Origin of the sequence: Xanthocytophaga flava, assembly GCF_030068545.1 — a bacterium.
GTDB classification, from domain to species: domain Bacteria; phylum Bacteroidota; class Bacteroidia; order Cytophagales; family 172606-1; genus Xanthocytophaga; species Xanthocytophaga flava.
Genome location: NZ_JASJOR010000026.1, coordinates 12,420 through 28,830, shown reverse-complemented (window position 1 = coordinate 28,830; position 16,411 = coordinate 12,420). Strand labels below are relative to the sequence as shown.

20 protein-coding genes are annotated in these 16,411 nt (G+C 40.4%); 15 read left to right on the top strand and 5 right to left on the bottom strand.

Going from position 1 to position 16,411, the window contains the following annotated elements; genetic code table 11:
* Positions 1 to 109: 109 nt before the first annotated feature.
* Positions 110 to 715, bottom strand: coding sequence for a hypothetical protein (locus QNI15_RS28910; protein ID WP_314035146.1), 606 nt, complete (start codon positions 713 to 715; stop codon positions 110 to 112).
* A 35-nt stretch (positions 716 to 750) separates the two neighbouring features.
* Positions 751 to 969 (bottom strand): hypothetical protein, encoded by a 219-nt coding sequence (locus tag QNI15_RS28905; RefSeq protein WP_314001934.1) that lies wholly within the window; start codon positions 967 to 969, stop codon positions 751 to 753.
* Between the two features lie 510 nt (positions 970 to 1,479).
* Here QNI15_RS28905 and QNI15_RS28900 point away from each other — a divergent pair.
* The 6 genes from QNI15_RS28900 to QNI15_RS28875 all read left to right on the top strand — a co-directional run bounded on the left by QNI15_RS28900 (position 1,480) and on the right by QNI15_RS28875 (position 5,730).
* Positions 1,480 to 2,517 (top strand): hypothetical protein, encoded by a 1,038-nt coding sequence (locus tag QNI15_RS28900; protein ID WP_314035145.1) that lies wholly within the window; start codon positions 1,480 to 1,482, stop codon positions 2,515 to 2,517.
* A gap of 45 nt (positions 2,518 to 2,562) precedes the next feature.
* Positions 2,563 to 2,823: a hypothetical protein gene (locus QNI15_RS28895; RefSeq protein ID WP_313983700.1), complete on the top strand. Its 261-nt coding sequence runs from the start codon at positions 2,563 to 2,565 to the stop codon at positions 2,821 to 2,823.
* An 11-nt stretch (positions 2,824 to 2,834) separates the two neighbouring features.
* Positions 2,835 to 3,869: a hypothetical protein gene (locus tag QNI15_RS28890; RefSeq protein WP_314035144.1), complete on the top strand. Its 1,035-nt coding sequence runs from the start codon at positions 2,835 to 2,837 to the stop codon at positions 3,867 to 3,869.
* 208 nt (positions 3,870 to 4,077) lie between these two features.
* A complete protein-coding gene (locus QNI15_RS28885) occupies positions 4,078 to 4,560 on the top strand; it encodes an Imm26 family immunity protein (RefSeq protein WP_314035143.1) in 483 nt (160 codons plus the stop codon).
* Positions 4,561 to 4,663: 103 nt separating this feature from the next.
* Positions 4,664 to 5,101, top strand: a complete 438-nt coding sequence (locus QNI15_RS28880) for a hypothetical protein (RefSeq protein ID WP_314035142.1) — start codon at positions 4,664 to 4,666, stop codon at positions 5,099 to 5,101.
* A gap of 158 nt (positions 5,102 to 5,259) precedes the next feature.
* A complete protein-coding gene (locus QNI15_RS28875; RefSeq protein ID WP_314035141.1) occupies positions 5,260 to 5,730 on the top strand; it encodes a hypothetical protein in 471 nt (156 codons plus the stop codon).
* Between the two features lie 122 nt (positions 5,731 to 5,852).
* Here the strand turns inward: QNI15_RS28875 and QNI15_RS28870 are convergent, their stop codons facing one another.
* Together QNI15_RS28870 and QNI15_RS28865 are read right to left on the bottom strand one after the other, a co-directional pair.
* A complete protein-coding gene (locus QNI15_RS28870; RefSeq protein ID WP_314035140.1) occupies positions 5,853 to 6,764 on the bottom strand; it encodes a helix-turn-helix domain-containing protein in 912 nt (303 codons plus the stop codon).
* A gap of 627 nt (positions 6,765 to 7,391) precedes the next feature.
* Complete coding sequence (locus QNI15_RS28865) at positions 7,392 to 8,300, bottom strand: alpha/beta hydrolase (RefSeq protein ID WP_314035139.1); 909 nt, start codon at positions 8,298 to 8,300, stop codon at positions 7,392 to 7,394.
* 993 nt (positions 8,301 to 9,293) lie between these two features.
* Between QNI15_RS28865 and QNI15_RS28860 the strand changes: the two genes are divergently transcribed.
* The 8 genes from QNI15_RS28860 (at position 9,294) to QNI15_RS28825 (ending at position 14,732) form a co-directional block, all read left to right on the top strand.
* Positions 9,294 to 9,647 carry a helix-turn-helix domain-containing protein gene (locus tag QNI15_RS28860; RefSeq protein ID WP_314001920.1) on the top strand — a complete coding sequence of 118 codons (354 nt, stop codon included), beginning with the start codon at positions 9,294 to 9,296 and terminating at the stop codon, positions 9,645 to 9,647.
* A gap of 3 nt (positions 9,648 to 9,650) precedes the next feature.
* Entirely contained in the window at positions 9,651 to 9,809 is a 159-nt protein-coding gene (locus QNI15_RS28855; protein WP_314001918.1) for a hypothetical protein, read from the top strand.
* Complete coding sequence (locus tag QNI15_RS28850) at positions 9,806 to 10,213, top strand: hypothetical protein (protein WP_314001916.1); 408 nt, start codon at positions 9,806 to 9,808, stop codon at positions 10,211 to 10,213. The genes QNI15_RS28855 and QNI15_RS28850 overlap by 4 nt, the downstream gene beginning before the upstream one ends.
* Positions 10,173 to 11,348 carry a hypothetical protein gene (locus QNI15_RS28845; protein WP_314001915.1) on the top strand — a complete coding sequence of 392 codons (1,176 nt, stop codon included), beginning with the start codon at positions 10,173 to 10,175 and terminating at the stop codon, positions 11,346 to 11,348. The genes QNI15_RS28850 and QNI15_RS28845 overlap by 41 nt, the downstream gene beginning before the upstream one ends.
* Before the next feature lie 982 nt (positions 11,349 to 12,330).
* Positions 12,331 to 12,801 carry a helix-turn-helix domain-containing protein gene (locus tag QNI15_RS28840; RefSeq protein WP_314035138.1) on the top strand — a complete coding sequence of 157 codons (471 nt, stop codon included), beginning with the start codon at positions 12,331 to 12,333 and terminating at the stop codon, positions 12,799 to 12,801.
* A 50-nt stretch (positions 12,802 to 12,851) separates the two neighbouring features.
* Positions 12,852 to 13,232: a hypothetical protein gene (locus QNI15_RS28835; protein ID WP_314035137.1), complete on the top strand. Its 381-nt coding sequence runs from the start codon at positions 12,852 to 12,854 to the stop codon at positions 13,230 to 13,232.
* Positions 13,233 to 13,401: 169 nt separating this feature from the next.
* On the top strand, positions 13,402 to 13,983 hold the full coding sequence (locus tag QNI15_RS28830) for a hypothetical protein (RefSeq protein WP_314035136.1): 582 nt from the start codon (positions 13,402 to 13,404) through the stop codon (positions 13,981 to 13,983).
* A 5-nt stretch (positions 13,984 to 13,988) separates the two neighbouring features.
* Positions 13,989 to 14,732 (top strand): hypothetical protein, encoded by a 744-nt coding sequence (locus QNI15_RS28825; protein WP_314035135.1) that lies wholly within the window; start codon positions 13,989 to 13,991, stop codon positions 14,730 to 14,732.
* Between the two features lie 95 nt (positions 14,733 to 14,827).
* On the opposite strand, the gene QNI15_RS28820 is transcribed toward QNI15_RS28825, so the two are convergent.
* Complete coding sequence (locus tag QNI15_RS28820; RefSeq protein WP_314035134.1) at positions 14,828 to 15,226, bottom strand: hypothetical protein; 399 nt, start codon at positions 15,224 to 15,226, stop codon at positions 14,828 to 14,830.
* A gap of 154 nt (positions 15,227 to 15,380) precedes the next feature.
* Between QNI15_RS28820 and QNI15_RS28815 the strand changes: the two genes are divergently transcribed.
* Positions 15,381 to 16,364 carry an HNH endonuclease gene (locus QNI15_RS28815; RefSeq protein WP_314035133.1) on the top strand — a complete coding sequence of 328 codons (984 nt, stop codon included), beginning with the start codon at positions 15,381 to 15,383 and terminating at the stop codon, positions 16,362 to 16,364.
* The last annotated feature ends 47 nt before the right edge of the window (positions 16,365 to 16,411 follow it).

Below are 16,411 nucleotides of genomic sequence, written 5' to 3'. Positions count from 1 at the left end.
GTGATCGGACACGATAAGGGGCCTGTCTCGCCCCACATGTGTTCAAGATAAAAAAACTATTCTAAACAAGTGAAGGCACAGACTCTGACAAATATTACAGACCCACAGATCAGTATACATGCACACTTTGTGGGTAAGGCACTGTTACCGTGATAGGACGCAAAACAATACCTTCAAATGCCAAATCGTAATGAGAATCCAGATATCCATGATTAGCATCCAGATAGTCGCCTGTAAAGTTGAACATAAAAGTACTTTCACCAACAGGTAGTAAGTGAGCTTCGAGCATGCTTATAATAGTAGGCCCGGTAAAATCTTTTCGTGTAGAACACAAGTCAAAGTTAACAGGCAACACTACACATACCTTTTCTTTTACCTGCTTGCCATTCCGATACACTCTCCATTTACCTTGTGTACCTTCCAGCACATGCAACAAATGTGGACGTAGAAGAGAATCGGTAAAGCTGGAAAAATCCACATGGCTTATCCGCCCTTTTGGATCTATATAAAAACGTACAGAAGCAAAATTCTCAAATTTAAACCCTTGTTGGGCTTTCAGAATTGTATCATAAAGAGCATACGTCAAATACATATCCGGGTGTCTGGGAAACTTTTTTGCCTCTTCAGGACTGTGCTCAAGGAACAACTGTGTCTGAGCAGATATTTGGCTAATGAACAAACAAAAGAAAGAAATAAGGAAAAGACAACGTATCATAGACAGTAAAGTAAGAAAATATGTTTAGAATATAGTTAGAAGGTTCTTTGGCGTAAAATAGTATTATTTTGTTTGTCGATAATGTTCAGAAACAGATCCGGTTTGCGTTCAACGGTTCGTTGCAACTCTTGTTGCATTATTTCATAGAAGGTTACCTGGATCTGAAGTACTTTCTCAATCAGGGCCAGAGTAACTGACTCCAGGTTGTCTTTGAATATTTTACCATATTGATTGCCTTCTTTTTTGGTGCTCATACAAGGATACAAAAATAATTAGAGCAAGAAAGAAACTAATGCTGAATTTATAAGACAGCGTTTACTCATAAAAACCAGGCTAAATTACAAACAAATCAGGAGATAGCCTTTAGTGACCTGACATCTATTGAATATTAAGAATATTTTTTCTCCTTAACAAACCCAATATGGCTCTATTTGTCACAAGATTCTTCCAGAAGGACACGAAGGGGCTTGATTTTCAGGAAAAATAGCAAGAAATAGATCTTTACAGGAGGAAAGGACAAAAAGAGATAATACTCTTTTCACAAGGAAATAAAATAGCCTAGCATGACAATTATGAAGAAATAATTTCAAACAATCATCAGGTATTTCCCATTAATTAGGTTATATTTATATATCAAAACGCCATTTGCACCACTATAAATGGCATTTTTTCTGTATACGTACTATAAAGTTCCTACTACTGTGTATAGTACAAATCCTGAACTGGTTTAGAAAGGCATCATTTGAATTTCTATTGTCACCCCTATGAAAAATGCTATCTATTTTCTGATTGCAGTATGTATCCCTACGGTTCAGGCACAGACCGATACTACATCCCGGTTACCTAAGGAGAAACCATTGCCGGATTCTGTCATCAATGTTGGGCGGTGGCCTGAACTGACTATCAAACAAGCCTATCTGAATCAGAAGATATTAGTTAAAACCAAAGGTACATCAGAGCTATTGCAAAAAAATGAACACATTATTTTGTTCATCAACAATATTCCTATCGATAGTTGTGAAGCACGTCCCAATGTCAAAAACCGTCAGGATCTGATATTTAATCTAAACGAGAAGACAACAACTGAAACACTATGGAATCTCTTTTACACACGGGGAGAGTCGAAGCGAACAGTTACCATTAGTGCAGGTGTGCGGGGAGAAAATCCATTACCCGTAGTTCAGCCAAATAATTTCACCATTGTGTTCTATGATACCTACTGGCTGAGAGGAGCTTTGGGAGTAATCATTCTTTTACTGATAGGTTTTATACTATTGGGCAAATATACCCGCCTGATCAAACATCCTAATAAAAGTTCTGACCCTCCCTATAGTCTGGCACGTTTTCAACTGGCATTCTGGACTTTTCTTATTGTCAGTTCCTATATCTATATCTGGATCATCAAAGATGACTATAACTCCCTGAACAGTACAGCTCTCATACTTCTTGGCATCAGCGCCGGTACTGCCCTGTCTGGCACGATCATCAGCAACAACCAGGAACGACAAGATTCAACTCATGCGCTGCAACACAAAAAGAGTGCGGGATTGATAGAAGATTTGCTCGCAGATGAAAGCGGAATCAGCATCCATCGTTTTCAAAACCTGTTGTTTACCCTGATTCTGGGTTTTATCTTCTGGGTACAAGTATATAAAGACCTGGAAATGCCCGTTTTCAGTGACACTATACTTACGTTGATGGGTATCAGTGCCAGTACATATGCGGCACTTAAGGTCAATGAAAATAAAGATAAAGTAAGTCCTGCTCCTACCTCACAGCAACAGCAGCAGAACCAATCATAAAACGCAGTTTTGTCAAACTACTATTCACTTTTTTGATTCAGAAATATGGCAACTCCCATTACTATTTCCGCATTCTCAGATTCTGGTTGGGTGAAAGTATATATCAATGGAGACAAAGTACTTCATGGTTCCGGTACAGCAACTATCGAACTGGACAACGGAATTCACTTTCTCACCTATTTTGTGCAAGGCTTACCAGGCGACAACTATAGTGTTGCCATTGTCGATCCGCCTGCTGAATTATGGGCAGTGAAGGGTAACTTAAAATTAAATCATACTACAGGCCAACACGGTATTACTATTTAAGTCCAGCTCTCATGCAAAAAATCATCTTTACTCTTTTACTTTTTGGTAAGGCGCTCAGTTCTTACTGTCAACTTTCTGATAAAACAACTGACAGCGTAAAAACCACTCAACCTTCACTGACGCTTCAGTCGTCTCCAGCTTCAGGGTTTCAGTCGTATAATAGTTTCACAAAACTAAGTGCTACGAATGACGGATTGATTGCAGAAGGCAATATCAACTACAGGATAAAAAGCTCATGGAATCTCAATACCAGTATTTCAACCCCTGTTGCCAGTAAAACACAGCGGGTAAAGCCCCTGACAATTGCGGGTCTGTCCAATAATAGCTCTTTCACTATAGGAACTCAAAAAATATGGTGGGGCACTGGCTTTGCCTATGATGCCAAAAAATACAATGAGGCGATCAAAGCCGTTGGGAAGGATATGGCTGATTTTAAGTACGATGATCTGACACCAGAAGAACAACGGATATTTGACCGAAAGGCTAAGATACAGTGGGGAGTTGCCTGGTATGGAGGGCTTAAATTTGGAGTTGAACAACAGGATTTTGAATATATTACAGACACAACATCTTTTCTATCCCAAACAGACTCTAAAGCTGCTGTAAAACTCACAGCTACTGTAGGGGCATTAACCAGTATAGGCATTTTTGCATTGTCATTTACGCATACGGCAGGGTATCAGACAGACGATCCTATCAAGTATTATGTACCGGTAAATAGTACAGGGGTCCTTATTGAAAAAAACCTGAGTTCGTCTGCTCCTACACGACAAACAAGCAATCGAGTACGGATCGAATATCTTTCCAGTGGATACCAGGGAAAATTGTTGCGCATAAATCCCAATATCAATCTGGATCTTAACCAGGAACTTTTTTCATTTGAGTTTCCTGTTTACTTCCTGACTTCAGACAAAGACCGGGCTAACTTTAATGGAGGAATATTTACAGGCTATGTAAGTGATAAAGGATTTGCATTTAACACTGACAAAAACAACTTTGTATTAGGCGTTTTTCTTGGAGCAAACTTCACAAACCTATTTCAATAATAAGACAAACACCCATTGTTTCGTTTTAATCTTTGTATAGAGACATACTTAGGGACAGAGATAAGAGTCCTGGTCTTTATTTCCAAAATAATATAGTCAGTTTATATGTATCTTTCAATCGGAATCAGATTATAGAACAAAAGTAACGAACGCATTTCTAAGGCTTATGGATTCCAGAAACAAGAAACAGTTTGACAATATTCCCCTTATGACAAAGATTAGCCTATTAAAAAAACGCAGATATTCTATAGGAGATGTGTTTTGTGTACCCTTAGCAGAAAAGGGATATTGCCTGGGACTGATTACCCATATACATCCTCGCCTTAGAGTACCACTGGGCTGTTTTTTTAAGAAAATGTATAAGAAAGTTCCTGCTATAGATAGAAAGATTATCCGCAAGGAGAATGTAATCCTGGTGAAGAAGTTTGGAATACAGGGATTTGACGATGGCTCATGGCCCATTATAGGCAAGCTTGAGCCATTTGAGATAAAAGAATGGCCTATACCTATTTTTTTAAGAAGACTAAACCTGTCTCCGCCTCAGTTTGTATATTATAATCAGGATTTAGAGGAAGTAAAAAGCGAAGAAGTATCTGAGGGAACTAATTTATCCCTTTATCATGAAGATGGACTAGGAGGATCAGGGTTTGTAGAAAACCGATTAATAAGATTATTCGAGGATAATTCCTAAGAATCAACCTATATCTTCATACTCTTGCTAATTCCCTGTTTTCCATGAAGCATGCCTTTCTGCACAATTGCTTCATGTGTAGACATTGCCTAAAGATGAATCTATGCATTCTTTACTAAAAAAGTTTGGACTTACTGCTTTTCTATGTTTGACAGGATTTGGAATCTATTGGTTTTATACGAACAGATGTCCAGGAAAAAAGATGGAGTTTGATCTGTATGGAGGAATGAAAGGAGATACCATTCAGGTTTTTGTTAATGAAGAGCTATTGATTAAAAAAGAGTTTGAAACAGATACTATTGCGCAAACGCATCATAGGAAGTACATATTTATAGCGTCAGAACGGTATTGTACTACAGACAGTTTGATTAAAATAAGACTTAACTGGAATTCCAAGTTTGATACAATTTTTTATTATCGTCCTGATTCCATCAAAATTGTAACTATTTCAGCAGTGAGAGGGATGCCTTATGAGGGTACAAATCCATTTACGGTTATTTCTTATGGCAGAAAGATTATGGATTACCTTAATCCTGAATGAAACAGAGAAAGTTTTCGTGTAAGTTATCATAGCGATATATTGTGGTCTTTGTATAGAATAGTCATTAATTCTTTGGTGCACCCACTAATGGAAATCCTTCTATAAAATCATTTTGAAATAGTAATTTACTGACGCTATACTTTACTACGAATGTGTTTATGATTTTAGCAAAGAAAAAGTTAATTATAGGCATTGTTGTAATTATTTTTGTTGCATACGTCGGTTTTATAATCAGGGCTCGCTATCAGGGGTATGCAGTTGATATTAATTTATATTCAGCAGCAGAGGGCAATTATGTACAGGCATATGTGAATGAGTCTTTACTCATTGATCAGACTTTTGAGGCTGATACCTTTTCCCGTTTATTGCCTTTTTCCAGTACTAAACATCGATACCTGGCTACTGAAAGATATTATAGTAATGACAGTCTTATTAAAGTTAAACTTATATTGCATACAATACGAGAGAAACGGGATACTGTTTTTTATGTATCCCCCAAACAAGTAGAGAGTGTCATTTTTAATACTATGTTGTCTACTAATTTGGATTATCAAAGAAGAAGTAAGGAGATGAATCCATTTGATGTCGAGTTAACGGACCGAGAATTACCTCCAGCTACTACTAAGTAATACCTTTTTAATCTGCTATCAAACAAAACATTTGTTGAACATTAGATGACTTATTAACGAATCCATATCACAAAGTAATAGGCATATTTTCTTTGTGATTGAGAGAGTTGGTGCTTATCGCATCAGTTAAAGCCCTGACGGAATTCCAGTGGGGACATGTTTGTTTTTTTCTTGAATAACTTATTGAACGATTGAGGGTGACCGAAGCCTAACTCATACGCAATTTCAGCCACAGTTAAATTACTCGTTGCCAGGTATTGCTTGGCTTTCTCAATCAGCTTTTCGTGAATATGCTGCTGGGCACTTTGTCCGGTTAATGTACGCAACATGTCGCTCAGGTAATGTGGGGAGACGTTTAATTCACCTGCCAGATAGTCCACAGTAGGAAGTCCGTTTTTTAATGTTTCTTCGCTGTCAAAGTAGTCCTGGAGTAAGGTTTCCATTCTGGTAAGCAAGTGGTTGTTTACGGATTTCCGAACCAGGAATTGCCTTTCGTAAAAGCGGTTGCTGTATTTCAGCAATAAATCCAGCTGTGCAATCAAAATATCCTGGGTATGGCGATCAATATGCTGGCACTCCCGTTCCATTCGTTGAAAGATATCTACCACATCTGTTTCCTCTTTTTCTGAAAGATGCAATGCTTCATTGACTGTATACGAAAAGAAGCCATACTGTTTGATAGTCGTAGCAAGGGGATGACCATAAAGAAAGTCGGGATGAAACAGTAGGGCGTAGCCTTTGCCTGATTGCTGGCTTTCCAAAGCCAGATCCATCACTTCAACGGACTGGATTTGTTTGGGAGCAATAAAGCTCATGACTCCCTTATCAAAATCGAAATATTGTTGCCCATATTTTATTTTCGCCTGTACATCTCTTTTCAGCGACACGCTATAAAAGTTGAAAAGAAAGTTCTCTGAAGAAAATTCTTCTGTCAGTTGGATATTCTCTACACGAATCACACTCATTAAGGGATACAAGGGTTCGGGTAGGGATAGTAAACGATGAAAGTGTGATATGGAGTTGATGGTTTTCATGGGATGTAATTTACACTAGTGAACCTGAGGTTATGCTTTTGAAAAGAGTCTTGAGTTAATTTTTGAGAATCACTCTTTTCATTTTTTGCTTTCTTGTATCCATCCTTGTCTATAATCCAGAACATTTCCCTTCTTATCGCCTCTTCATTTTTTAGATTGTCTTTTCCCAAATTAGTTTATTGTCCCTTACATTATTCTTCCACTGACCTCTTCATTTTTTGCTTGCCCAAAAAACGAAGCAAAAAAGGGCACCTTTTCCCGATCCTCCTGCCCGCAAGGCCAAAGGCCAACCTCGCGGGAAAAGGAATCCCTACGCACCTACACTTCCTCTCGCGATTGAAGTTTCCTTTGCTCTCTTTGTACCAAAATTTTCTTTATTTCCAGGAAAGAGGACTTGAGAATAAAGAAAAAACATTTCGAAAATAATCTCCCTTGGGACTCTCATCCCTTCTTGTATCCTTTGTCCTCCCTCCATCCTGTCCTCCTGAAAGGAACTCGTGACAAGACCGGCGGCCTCTCCAACTGGAGAATATTCTTTCGCTCCAACACCAAGCATGGCTCTATTTGCCACGCCTGTCCCAACAACGGCGGGAAGTTCATTTCAGGAGGACAGAGAGTGTGTTTTGCTTATAAATATGTTGTAAAAAAGGGTACCAGTTTGCTTAGGGCTTCGGTGGTTGCTTCGGGTTGATCGTATAAATCATAGTGGCCTGCTCCTTTTACCACATGAATACTTTTGTTTGTAGAGATGGCTTTGTTGTAGAGTTCGAAGCCATCTCTGTAGGAACCAAATGCACCAACCCTGTCTCCTACTATCACATATAGTGGTTGGGTGAGCAACTTTTCAGCCAGATGGAAGGCGTCAAACGCTATTGCGGCACCCATACTTATAAAGAGGAGCTTGTTGCTGGATCTGGGGTGTTCGCCTCTGGGTGTTCTGTAGTAGTCTATTGCCTCTGCCATATCCTGTTCTACAGGCCCATTCTTTTGGGCTTCTTCCAGAGAGGCAGGAGTCCAGGGAACAATTAATGCTTCGGCACCTCTGGCTTCGGCTGTGCGTTGCTTGCCTACAGCTTCCAGGATCTGTAGTGCATTGAGCTCTCCATACGCTCTGGAAAAATTTGAGGCTACCACCGTACCTACAGCCTTAATGCGCTTCTCGGTTAAGGCAACATTGGCAGCATAGCCACCTCCAGCACAGATGCCCAGCACTCCGATTCGATTCTCATCGATAAAAGTCAACGTGGTCAGATAATCTACTGCACACCGGATGTCTTCCACACGGGTGGCTGGATCTTCAAGGTAACGAGGCTCTCCACCACTCTCGCCCTGAAAAGAGGCATCAAAAGCCAGTGCCACAAATCCGGCTGCTGCCAGCTTTTCGGCATAGAGTCCTGCTGTTTGTTCTTTCACACTGCTTCCGGGATGCACACATACAATGGCCGGATAGGTGCTCTTTTCATTGAACTGTTCTGGTAAATGAAGAATGGCAGCAACCTGCCAGGTTCTGTTTTTAAATTCTACTGCTTTTTGCATAACTGTATTCGTTAGTTCTGAATGCAAAGATCCGGAGAGTTTACTACGCAGGTGTTGCCAAATCGTGTTTAGTTGTAGCCAAATTGGAGGTGTGAGAATAGAGGCACTGCCTTATGACGCTCTATAACTATAAAGTATAAATACTGATTATCAACGCATTGTATTTTGTAGATAAACCTATGTAAAACGCTCATACCCATCATCGGAAATGACAAGACACTCTATCAATGAGACCGTAGTGCTTATGGTGAATAGGCCCTTGAAATGGTGTAATTGAAATAACTACAGGGAATACTATTTATTATCCTATAAGAAGTAGTATTAGATAGAAGAATATTTCTATTTGATATACCAGTCAAAAACAGGTTAAATGCAAGTATATAAGAATGAATTTACACAAAAAAAATATCTAGGCCAAATCAGTATAATTGCCAATAATTTTATTGCCAGTTTATGATTATTGGCGTACCTTTACAACCCTATTGACTCTGGGTAGAGCCTTACAGATTTTCTTAGAAAGAAGGATACTTCTTAGACAAGAAAGAGGTCTATTTAGAAAAAATAAGGAATCCCACTTTGAAATGAGATCCCCCCTTAATGCCAGTATGTAGGAAAGTTTGGCGACCAACTACATCTGGACTAATGAACAACTATTCTGCGATGCAGAAAGGCTGTTTTTTATTTTTATCGGAAATGATACAAAAAAGGTAAACTGCTTTGTGTGATTCTGTAGAGATATAAACTGAATCTGTTAACTACTATATGACAGCGGAGGCTTTGTTTTTGCTACAGAAAGCAATAAATCATAAACAAAGGTAACAAAAAGTAAATAAAAGTAAATATCCATAAATGGTTTTTTACGGTTTTCGTCGAAAAGCCAAAGATTATTTTACTGCATTACATACTGTTATCTTTTGCCTATCTGTATCGTTTTCAGGTGTTCTCATGGTGGGGTTTTGGTGTAATCAGTTATTCACCCTAACTCTAATTTTTATGTTTAATCCTTTTGAGGAACTTCAGGCTCGTCTGATACGGGTGGAAACACTGCTGTATGATGTGCTCTCTATTATTGCTCCAGCCAAAGCACTTCAGGAAAAAGAACGTCTCGGTGGCATAGACCTGGCTATACAGGTGACCGGACTGGCAAAGTCCACTATTTACAATCTGGCTTCGGAAGGACGCATACCCCATATGAAGCGAGGCAAGAAGCTCTATTTCAGCTATACCGAACTCGAAAACTGGATCAGAGAAGGGAAACCGCAATTGCTTCAGAACCTGCAATCAATGCCAGATTATCAACCTGACGAATCCAGCAGATCTCTGTTACCTCAACCCCAAAACAGCTAGCCTATGCAACAAACACAGTTTGTAACACACGCCAATGGCGTGAATGGCGAAGCTTTGCCTGTACAAAAGGTAATGGCGATAGCGATGCCTCCACAGAGAGGCTACTGTCCGGGAGGGATAGACTATTGGATACAAGCCTATCCGAAAGGAGGTGGACTATGAATATACCACCCAGTCTGCCTCTGGCGGTACAATTGGCTGTAGATGACTTTGAAGCGGCATCCAATCCGATCAAGCAGCGACTAACGGCTAAGCTCAAACAACTTCACGAACTCGAAGAAAGCGACTTTACAGACAATCCGGATACGTTTCGAAAGTATGCAGCCATCCGGGCAGAAGTCAGTGTGCTTATTGACTTTGTAACTATAGCTGAGCTAACCATTGAGGCACTTTGTGAAATACTGACCCAAGGTCCGCGGTTGCAACAATATTGCCACCTGTGGATTGCCAATGCAGAGCTGACCCGACACAACCAACGCCTGGAGGAATCCAATGATATACTAACCGATCTATTGCTAAACCACTATGAGAACACGTATGACAAAAGAACAAACCTCAAACAATGAATATGACCGGCTGGTAAACCAGTTTCGGCAGGATAGCCGACCAGTAATACCCACTAGTACTATGCCTGCGTATACGATTCGTCCCAAGCGAAGCATTGCCATTGACTTTACCTACCAGGCTCGCAACCGCAAGCCTGCTATATGCATTGGCGATACCGAACTAATCAGCAAGGGCGAGATCCTGTCTGTGATTGGGGCTCCGAGTTCGGGTAAGTCTAATCTGGTAGAAGATATTGTGGCGGGTTTTGTATCGCATATCACACATACACCGTATCCCCATCCGCTGATTGGCTTTCAGTATGAATCGGCAACTCCACAAAGCCGGCTTGTAGTGTTTGACTTCGAACGGTCTACTGACGATGTAGCCAAGTCGTTAGGCCGTATTTTCAGGCGGACGGGTATGAACGAAGCATTGATCAAGGACAATCAATTCTATAATGTGAAGATTCTCTCGCAGCTAGAACTGCAAACCCTGGAAGAGAAACGCAACGACATTCGCCTGTTTTTGAAGGAAGCAGCCGACAAAGGCCAGCCATACGACTACCTGATCCTGGACGGCTGTCTGGATCTGACTACCAACATGAACGACCCGGAAGGAGCACCAGAAGCTGTTCGCTGGATACGCACGCTGACAGCAGAGTTTAACCTGGCAACAATCTGTACCCTACACCCTAATAAGCAAAGCGAAACAGCAGCCGGACACTTCGGAACGTTTCTGCATCGATGGAGCCGGGCATTTCTGCTGGTGAAGAAAGTACCCAATATGAATGGTCTGCGTGTGCTCACTTCCGACTTTGAAATGGGCAAGCTGTCGCATAGTTCGGAAGCAGTAAACCAGTATTTCTTCTGGGACAAAGAGCAGCATTTCTTTATGCCTGTCCAAGATCCTGTAGTCACAGCCTCCAAACCCAATCCAAACCATTCGCCCAGGTTACAGAATCTCATTGAAAAAGTATTTGCCAGACGAATGACTACCGAGATACCAGCTGTAGAGTTTAAAAAACTTATTCTGGAAGCCTCAGGTGAAAACGAAAGTAAGGTAAAACGCATGATAGCCGATGCCGTTGACTTTGGGTATGTACGGGTGAGTGGTGATCGAAAAGCAGCTACATATCATATTGTTAATCTACCCTGATACCTTTTTTGGTTCATTGGTTCACTCTCCAATAGGAGAGTGAACCAATGAACCAAAAAACCAGAAAAAGGAGCATGAACCAAAACGAGCCAAAAACCGAACCAAAAAAACTTAAAATAAATAACTGTTTATTAGTCAATTACATCGAGCCCACTGAAAGTAAGTTGTACCAAAAACGAACCAAAAGTGAGCTAAAAAAGTGGTGTTTTTTGGTTCATTTTTGGTCCACGGTCTGAGCCAAAAAATGAACCAAAAATTCAACTGGAAGAGAGTAGGAAATACAGTTTATAAACAAGCCATCACCTATGTATTATACATCCGCTTTTACTGACAACCTAACCAGCATTACTATGAATCGCCTTGGTACAAACAACGTTTGGGCTAGTAAACCAACATCAGGAAATTGTAGGGGTACCCCTTGCGGGTACCCATGTTAGGTACAAACCGGTCTGGGATCAATCCGAAAGAATGTCTGATAACGTCTAACCTTTCACGTTAGGAATCAGGGCACCCGCAAGAGGGCTTATCGTGTCCGATCACTTTTCTGGAAAAGTGATTTGTACATAAAGAAAAAACGATCTCCCTGTTTTCCTGAAAGAAACATACAGTCCCTTATAAGGGCTTCCCCCCGTTGACCTTCTGAAAGAACCTTGTGACAAATAGAGCCATGCTTGGTTTGTGAAAGAAAAAAACACTCCAGTTGGAAAGGCCACCGGTCTTGCCACGAGTTCCTTTCAGGAGGACAGGAAGGGGAAGGTCCTTTCAGGAGGACAACAATGGAGAGAGCCTTTCAGAGGGACAAGAAGAAACAACGATCCTCTTCAGAGGATAAAAAAGGAGAGCATTACTTTCAGGAGTGCAAGACGAGAGGAGATTCTTTTTCCTTGTGTTGAATTCCCGGCAAAGATCATTCATGCGCATTATTCACAGCAGCCAGGCACTTGCGTTGAATTCCGATCAGATTTTGTTTTTGCGGTGAACTATGCGCAACAGAAAAAATGATCGGAACTCCGGTCAAAATAAAATCTGCCGTGAGTTATGCACAAACGAAAAAGTGATTGGAGTTACGGTCAAAAGCAAAACTGCTGTGAATAAACTGCAATCTCCCGGCCAAGCAGTAAGAGTGCCTTGCCTTTGCGAAAAAAACTTTTGCAGTGAACTATGCGCAGACCAAGAAGACAAAACAAATACAATAACCTTTAATCCATATACTATGAATCTACAACAAATCGGCGAACGCATTCGCTATGTACGTACCGAAATCACAGGACTTTCCCAACGCGAGTTTGTGCAGCGAATGGGCCTGGGTCAAAGCAATATCTCAGCTCTGGAAAAAGGCCAGTCGCTCCCCAGCTGCTTTTTCCTCTACAGCCTGCACATCACTTACAATATAAACCTGAACTGGCTCATGACCGGAGGCGGAGAAGCGAAGAATACACCTATCACACACTAAAATCTATCCAGACTTACCAGTAGTAAACCAAACCTAATATCAGCCTAACAATGACTTACACCCGCAAAGACGACAAAATTGAGATTCGCAGAAGAGACCGCATCTATGGTTTTCTGCTGATAGACGGCTATGCCTATGAGTTTAACCGCTACTACCTCCCACTCGGCGAACGCCAGATCCGCATGCCTTATGAGGAATGGAGAGACTATATACGCCAAAAGGCTCAGTATCGCTTTGAGATCTCCAAAGAGGAAATACAAAAACTGACTCCATTTTTCAGAGATGAAGCTGGTTACCAACCAACCAGCAAGGATCTATCCTTTGAAGAGGACAGATGTTTCTACCTCTACAACGACGGCTGCCTCCCCGATAAAGCAGCCCACCGAAAAATGTATGAAGCCCGCCTGGAGGCTGTGTTGCAGTATGTCTAAAAGCTAGAGAGGTGAAGCTGTAAAAACAAACAAGGTCCGGGCACATGTTCGGACCTTGTTTGTTTTTAGTCTATGGTTACAAAATTGCAGCTATCCGGATGAACATTTGTAAAAATTCTCTTATCAGGTTACACACATAATCTGATAAACATTTCTCTCATCGACTATTATGCTCTGGTTTTGGCACCATGGAAATCAACTTTTCATACTCTTTCTGACTCCCTTACTGGGACTTATATTTGACTATACACTCAGTAAAAAAGTAATACTCTATTTGTTGGGCGCCAGTGTTGTGCTCTTCCTTCCAGTAGTGGCGGGTTATGAATATATCATCCCTTACACTGTTCAGGCGCTTGGACTTATTGCTTTGAGCTGTCTTTATTATTTTTATTCCAGACAAATCACGCGGGTAACGCCTAAAATAATCTCATCAATACTGATAGGCGGATTAGCCTTTATTGTACTGAAACATTTGGCCTTTATGGACTCCATGTCAGGGTATCAGAAAGTGGAAAAGAGTTGGAATGTAAATCACCACAAGATTGAGTATATTGTGGATCAGGGTTTTTCAGGTAGACCTTTACTGAAATATGAAATCAGCAAATATGGGCTAATTCCAATTGTTCTAAAGAAAGTAGATCGTGCTTATGATGATGATACAACAAACAGTTGTATAGTACACTTTACGGATATTCGAATGAACTTTGATAAATGCAAAGGCACGCTAACTGACGCAAAAACGGGTAAGTAAAAAATATGACACTTTACGACAGGTATATTAACGGTGAAACAAAACAGGTTTACGAGGATATTTATGCTTTGGGAGAAGATGCGTTTTTACCGGAAAATCTGCCTGACATTGAAAAAGTATTAACAGAGACTTTTGAACGGGTTGCTTATAACCTTGACATACTTTATGTTGAGCTTACAAGGATTAACTATCTTTTCAGGACTGAGTTTAAGCATAATTTTCACCGACCATTGCTAAAACCTTTACCTGATACTGAAGAATTACTGGCACAGTTGGACAATATTGTTCGCCCTTTTGGATTTGTACCATTGTCCTTAAAGATGTTTTATAGAATTGTAGGGTCATGCAATTTTGGATGGGACTATGAAACGAACGAAGATTATTTTTGGGAATTTGCTGACCCAATTCAGATTAGTAGTCTTGATAGCGTTGTGGAAGAATTGACAGATGAAGATTTTTTAAGTGAGTTACAGGAATATTATGAAGAAGACGGCTTCGCTTCATTGGAATTGTCTGCCGACTACTATCATAAAGACAATACTAGTGGAGGACCACCTTATTCTTTACAAATAACTGATAGACCCAGCATTGATGCAGACTTTCTGAATGAAGAACACGAAACAACATTCATCGATTATCTAAGAATATGCTTTGACAGATGTGGCTTCTCAAGAATTGCAAATCCAGAAAGCGACAGTGACTTTCGAGACTTTTTCAACAAAGTAAAACCACAGCTAAAACCTATCTAACAGCGGTTACATTGCTTTAGTAGTATGCCATATTTTAATGATGTTCTCCACTATAGCAGTGCCCCAATAGTTTCCTTCCGACTCATGCGAATGAATTACAAACCATCCTCACCTGGAAAAAAACCATGACCATCACCTAAGCCTAGAGCAAAAACAAGTCCAAGTGCAATGAGATAAAGTATAGTAAGCTTTATACAAGGAATCACAGCAATGAATTTTAGATAGATATTCTTACATTTGAGAATACTGAAATCTAAAAGAAACGTGAGAGGGCAATTTATTATTAAGAGGAACTCAACAATAGATTTTTCTTTTTCCCGATCATGAAATATGGATTTAAGAAATGGATAATCAGTAATCATAATTAAATAGGACACACCAAAATAGAGAAGCAGTACTACTCCTATTTTATCATATTTTGTAGGGAAGAATTTTTTAAAATATTCCAGCAATTTGAAGGCTTTGTTATAGTTTCTTCTTTCTGTTGTATTCATCTTGTTCAAAGATGCTAAATAAGCTTAATTTCTTGTCTAATCAACAGTTATACTATCTGACATTAAGATAATAAAAATAAATTACTGGCGTCCTCTCAAACAAAAGGCATTTATGGCTCTTGTGAAAATTTTGCCAGTAACCTATATTGCAACTATGCCAGTGAAGAACCTTTCTTACTACATCCAAGCCTTTTCCAAACTGAATGTCAACAGAAACAAGAAGATGACATCAGGTGTAGCGCCACACAAGCCTGTGTTGTTGCTGAGTGTGATACAGGCATTTGAGAAAGGGTTGATTGGTAGTACACACATTCCCATTACACCAGAGCTAATTGGTTTGTTTAAAAGCAACTGGAACCTGCTGGTAAAGAGCCCGGACTGGTCACCTACATTTGCATTACCTTATTACCACCTTAAGTCAGAGCCGTTCTGGGAACTAGTGCCGAATGCAGGGTATGAGACCTGGATTCATCAGGTTAGCACCCGACCTAGTCTGGCAAACCTTAACATAGCTGTAGCCTATGCTAGCATTGATGAAGAACTTTGTGAGTTATTACTGAATGCTCAGGGAAGGCTAGCCTTGCGTCAGACACTGCTTCAGGTATGGTTCCCGGAGGCAAAAGAAACAGTATCCTCTTCCTACAATTATGTAGATACTGTGACACATGAAATTCTGGAAGACAATGCTGTAGAATACCAGACACGCATTAAACAACTACAATTAGAATTTGACAAGGAAGAATACCAGGAAGAGATTTTTCTGCGAGGCACCATATTCAAACGGGAAATTCCCCGATTATATGACTTCACTTGTTGTATCTCCGGACTGCGGATAGATTCTACACTAACGCTATCTCTGATTGATGCCTGCCACATTGTCCCTTTCAGCAAAAGCCACAACGATACGGTAACCAATGGCATTGCCCTATGTCCCAATCTGCACCGCGCCTTTGACCGGGGGTTGATCTCTCTAACAGATCAGTATGAGGTGCTGGTATCCGATCGGTTTACAGAAAGTAGTTCGCCCTATGCTATTCGCCCCTTTGTTGGAAAACGCATCCTGCTACCTTCAGAAGAAAAGTATCTGCCAGCTTCTGAGAATCTGGCCTGGCATCGGGAGAATGTGTTTCAGAAGTAAACTTTATTTGTAAGCTACATCCCTTACCTTATATTATGAGCTTAAAC

Bases quoted from the DNA above. Each gene is read 5' to 3' on its own strand.
- QNI15_RS28850 (WP_314001916.1), top strand. From the start codon at position 9,806: ATGAATATACCACCCAGTCTGCCTCTGGCGGTACAATTGGCTGTAGAT.
- QNI15_RS28855 (WP_314001918.1), top strand. From the start codon at position 9,651: ATGCAACAAACACAGTTTGTAACACACGCCAATGGCGTGAATGGCGAA.
- QNI15_RS28870 (WP_314035140.1), bottom strand. From the start codon at position 6,764: ATGAAAACCATCAACTCCATATCACACTTTCATCGTTTACTATCCCTA.
- QNI15_RS28825 (WP_314035135.1), top strand. From the start codon at position 13,989: ATGACACTTTACGACAGGTATATTAACGGTGAAACAAAACAGGTTTAC.
- QNI15_RS28900 (WP_314035145.1), top strand. From the start codon at position 1,480: ATGAAAAATGCTATCTATTTTCTGATTGCAGTATGTATCCCTACGGTT.
- QNI15_RS28905 (WP_314001934.1), bottom strand. From the start codon at position 969: ATGAGCACCAAAAAAGAAGGCAATCAATATGGTAAAATATTCAAAGAC.
- QNI15_RS28835 (WP_314035137.1), top strand. From the start codon at position 12,852: ATGACTTACACCCGCAAAGACGACAAAATTGAGATTCGCAGAAGAGAC.
- QNI15_RS28840 (WP_314035138.1), top strand. From the start codon at position 12,331: ATGCGCAACAGAAAAAATGATCGGAACTCCGGTCAAAATAAAATCTGC.
- QNI15_RS28910 (WP_314035146.1), bottom strand. From the start codon at position 715: ATGATACGTTGTCTTTTCCTTATTTCTTTCTTTTGTTTGTTCATTAGC.
- QNI15_RS28875 (WP_314035141.1), top strand. From the start codon at position 5,260: ATGATTTTAGCAAAGAAAAAGTTAATTATAGGCATTGTTGTAATTATT.
- QNI15_RS28890 (WP_314035144.1), top strand. From the start codon at position 2,835: ATGCAAAAAATCATCTTTACTCTTTTACTTTTTGGTAAGGCGCTCAGT.
- QNI15_RS28820 (WP_314035134.1), bottom strand. From the start codon at position 15,226: ATGAATACAACAGAAAGAAGAAACTATAACAAAGCCTTCAAATTGCTG.
- QNI15_RS28830 (WP_314035136.1), top strand. From the start codon at position 13,402: ATGCTCTGGTTTTGGCACCATGGAAATCAACTTTTCATACTCTTTCTG.
- QNI15_RS28895 (WP_313983700.1), top strand. From the start codon at position 2,563: ATGGCAACTCCCATTACTATTTCCGCATTCTCAGATTCTGGTTGGGTG.
- QNI15_RS28845 (WP_314001915.1), top strand. From the start codon at position 10,173: ATGAGAACACGTATGACAAAAGAACAAACCTCAAACAATGAATATGAC.
- QNI15_RS28865 (WP_314035139.1), bottom strand. From the start codon at position 8,300: ATGCAAAAAGCAGTAGAATTTAAAAACAGAACCTGGCAGGTTGCTGCC.
- QNI15_RS28815 (WP_314035133.1), top strand. From the start codon at position 15,381: ATGCCAGTGAAGAACCTTTCTTACTACATCCAAGCCTTTTCCAAACTG.
- QNI15_RS28885 (WP_314035143.1), top strand. From the start codon at position 4,078: ATGACAAAGATTAGCCTATTAAAAAAACGCAGATATTCTATAGGAGAT.
- QNI15_RS28860 (WP_314001920.1), top strand. From the start codon at position 9,294: ATGTTTAATCCTTTTGAGGAACTTCAGGCTCGTCTGATACGGGTGGAA.
- QNI15_RS28880 (WP_314035142.1), top strand. From the start codon at position 4,664: ATGCATTCTTTACTAAAAAAGTTTGGACTTACTGCTTTTCTATGTTTG.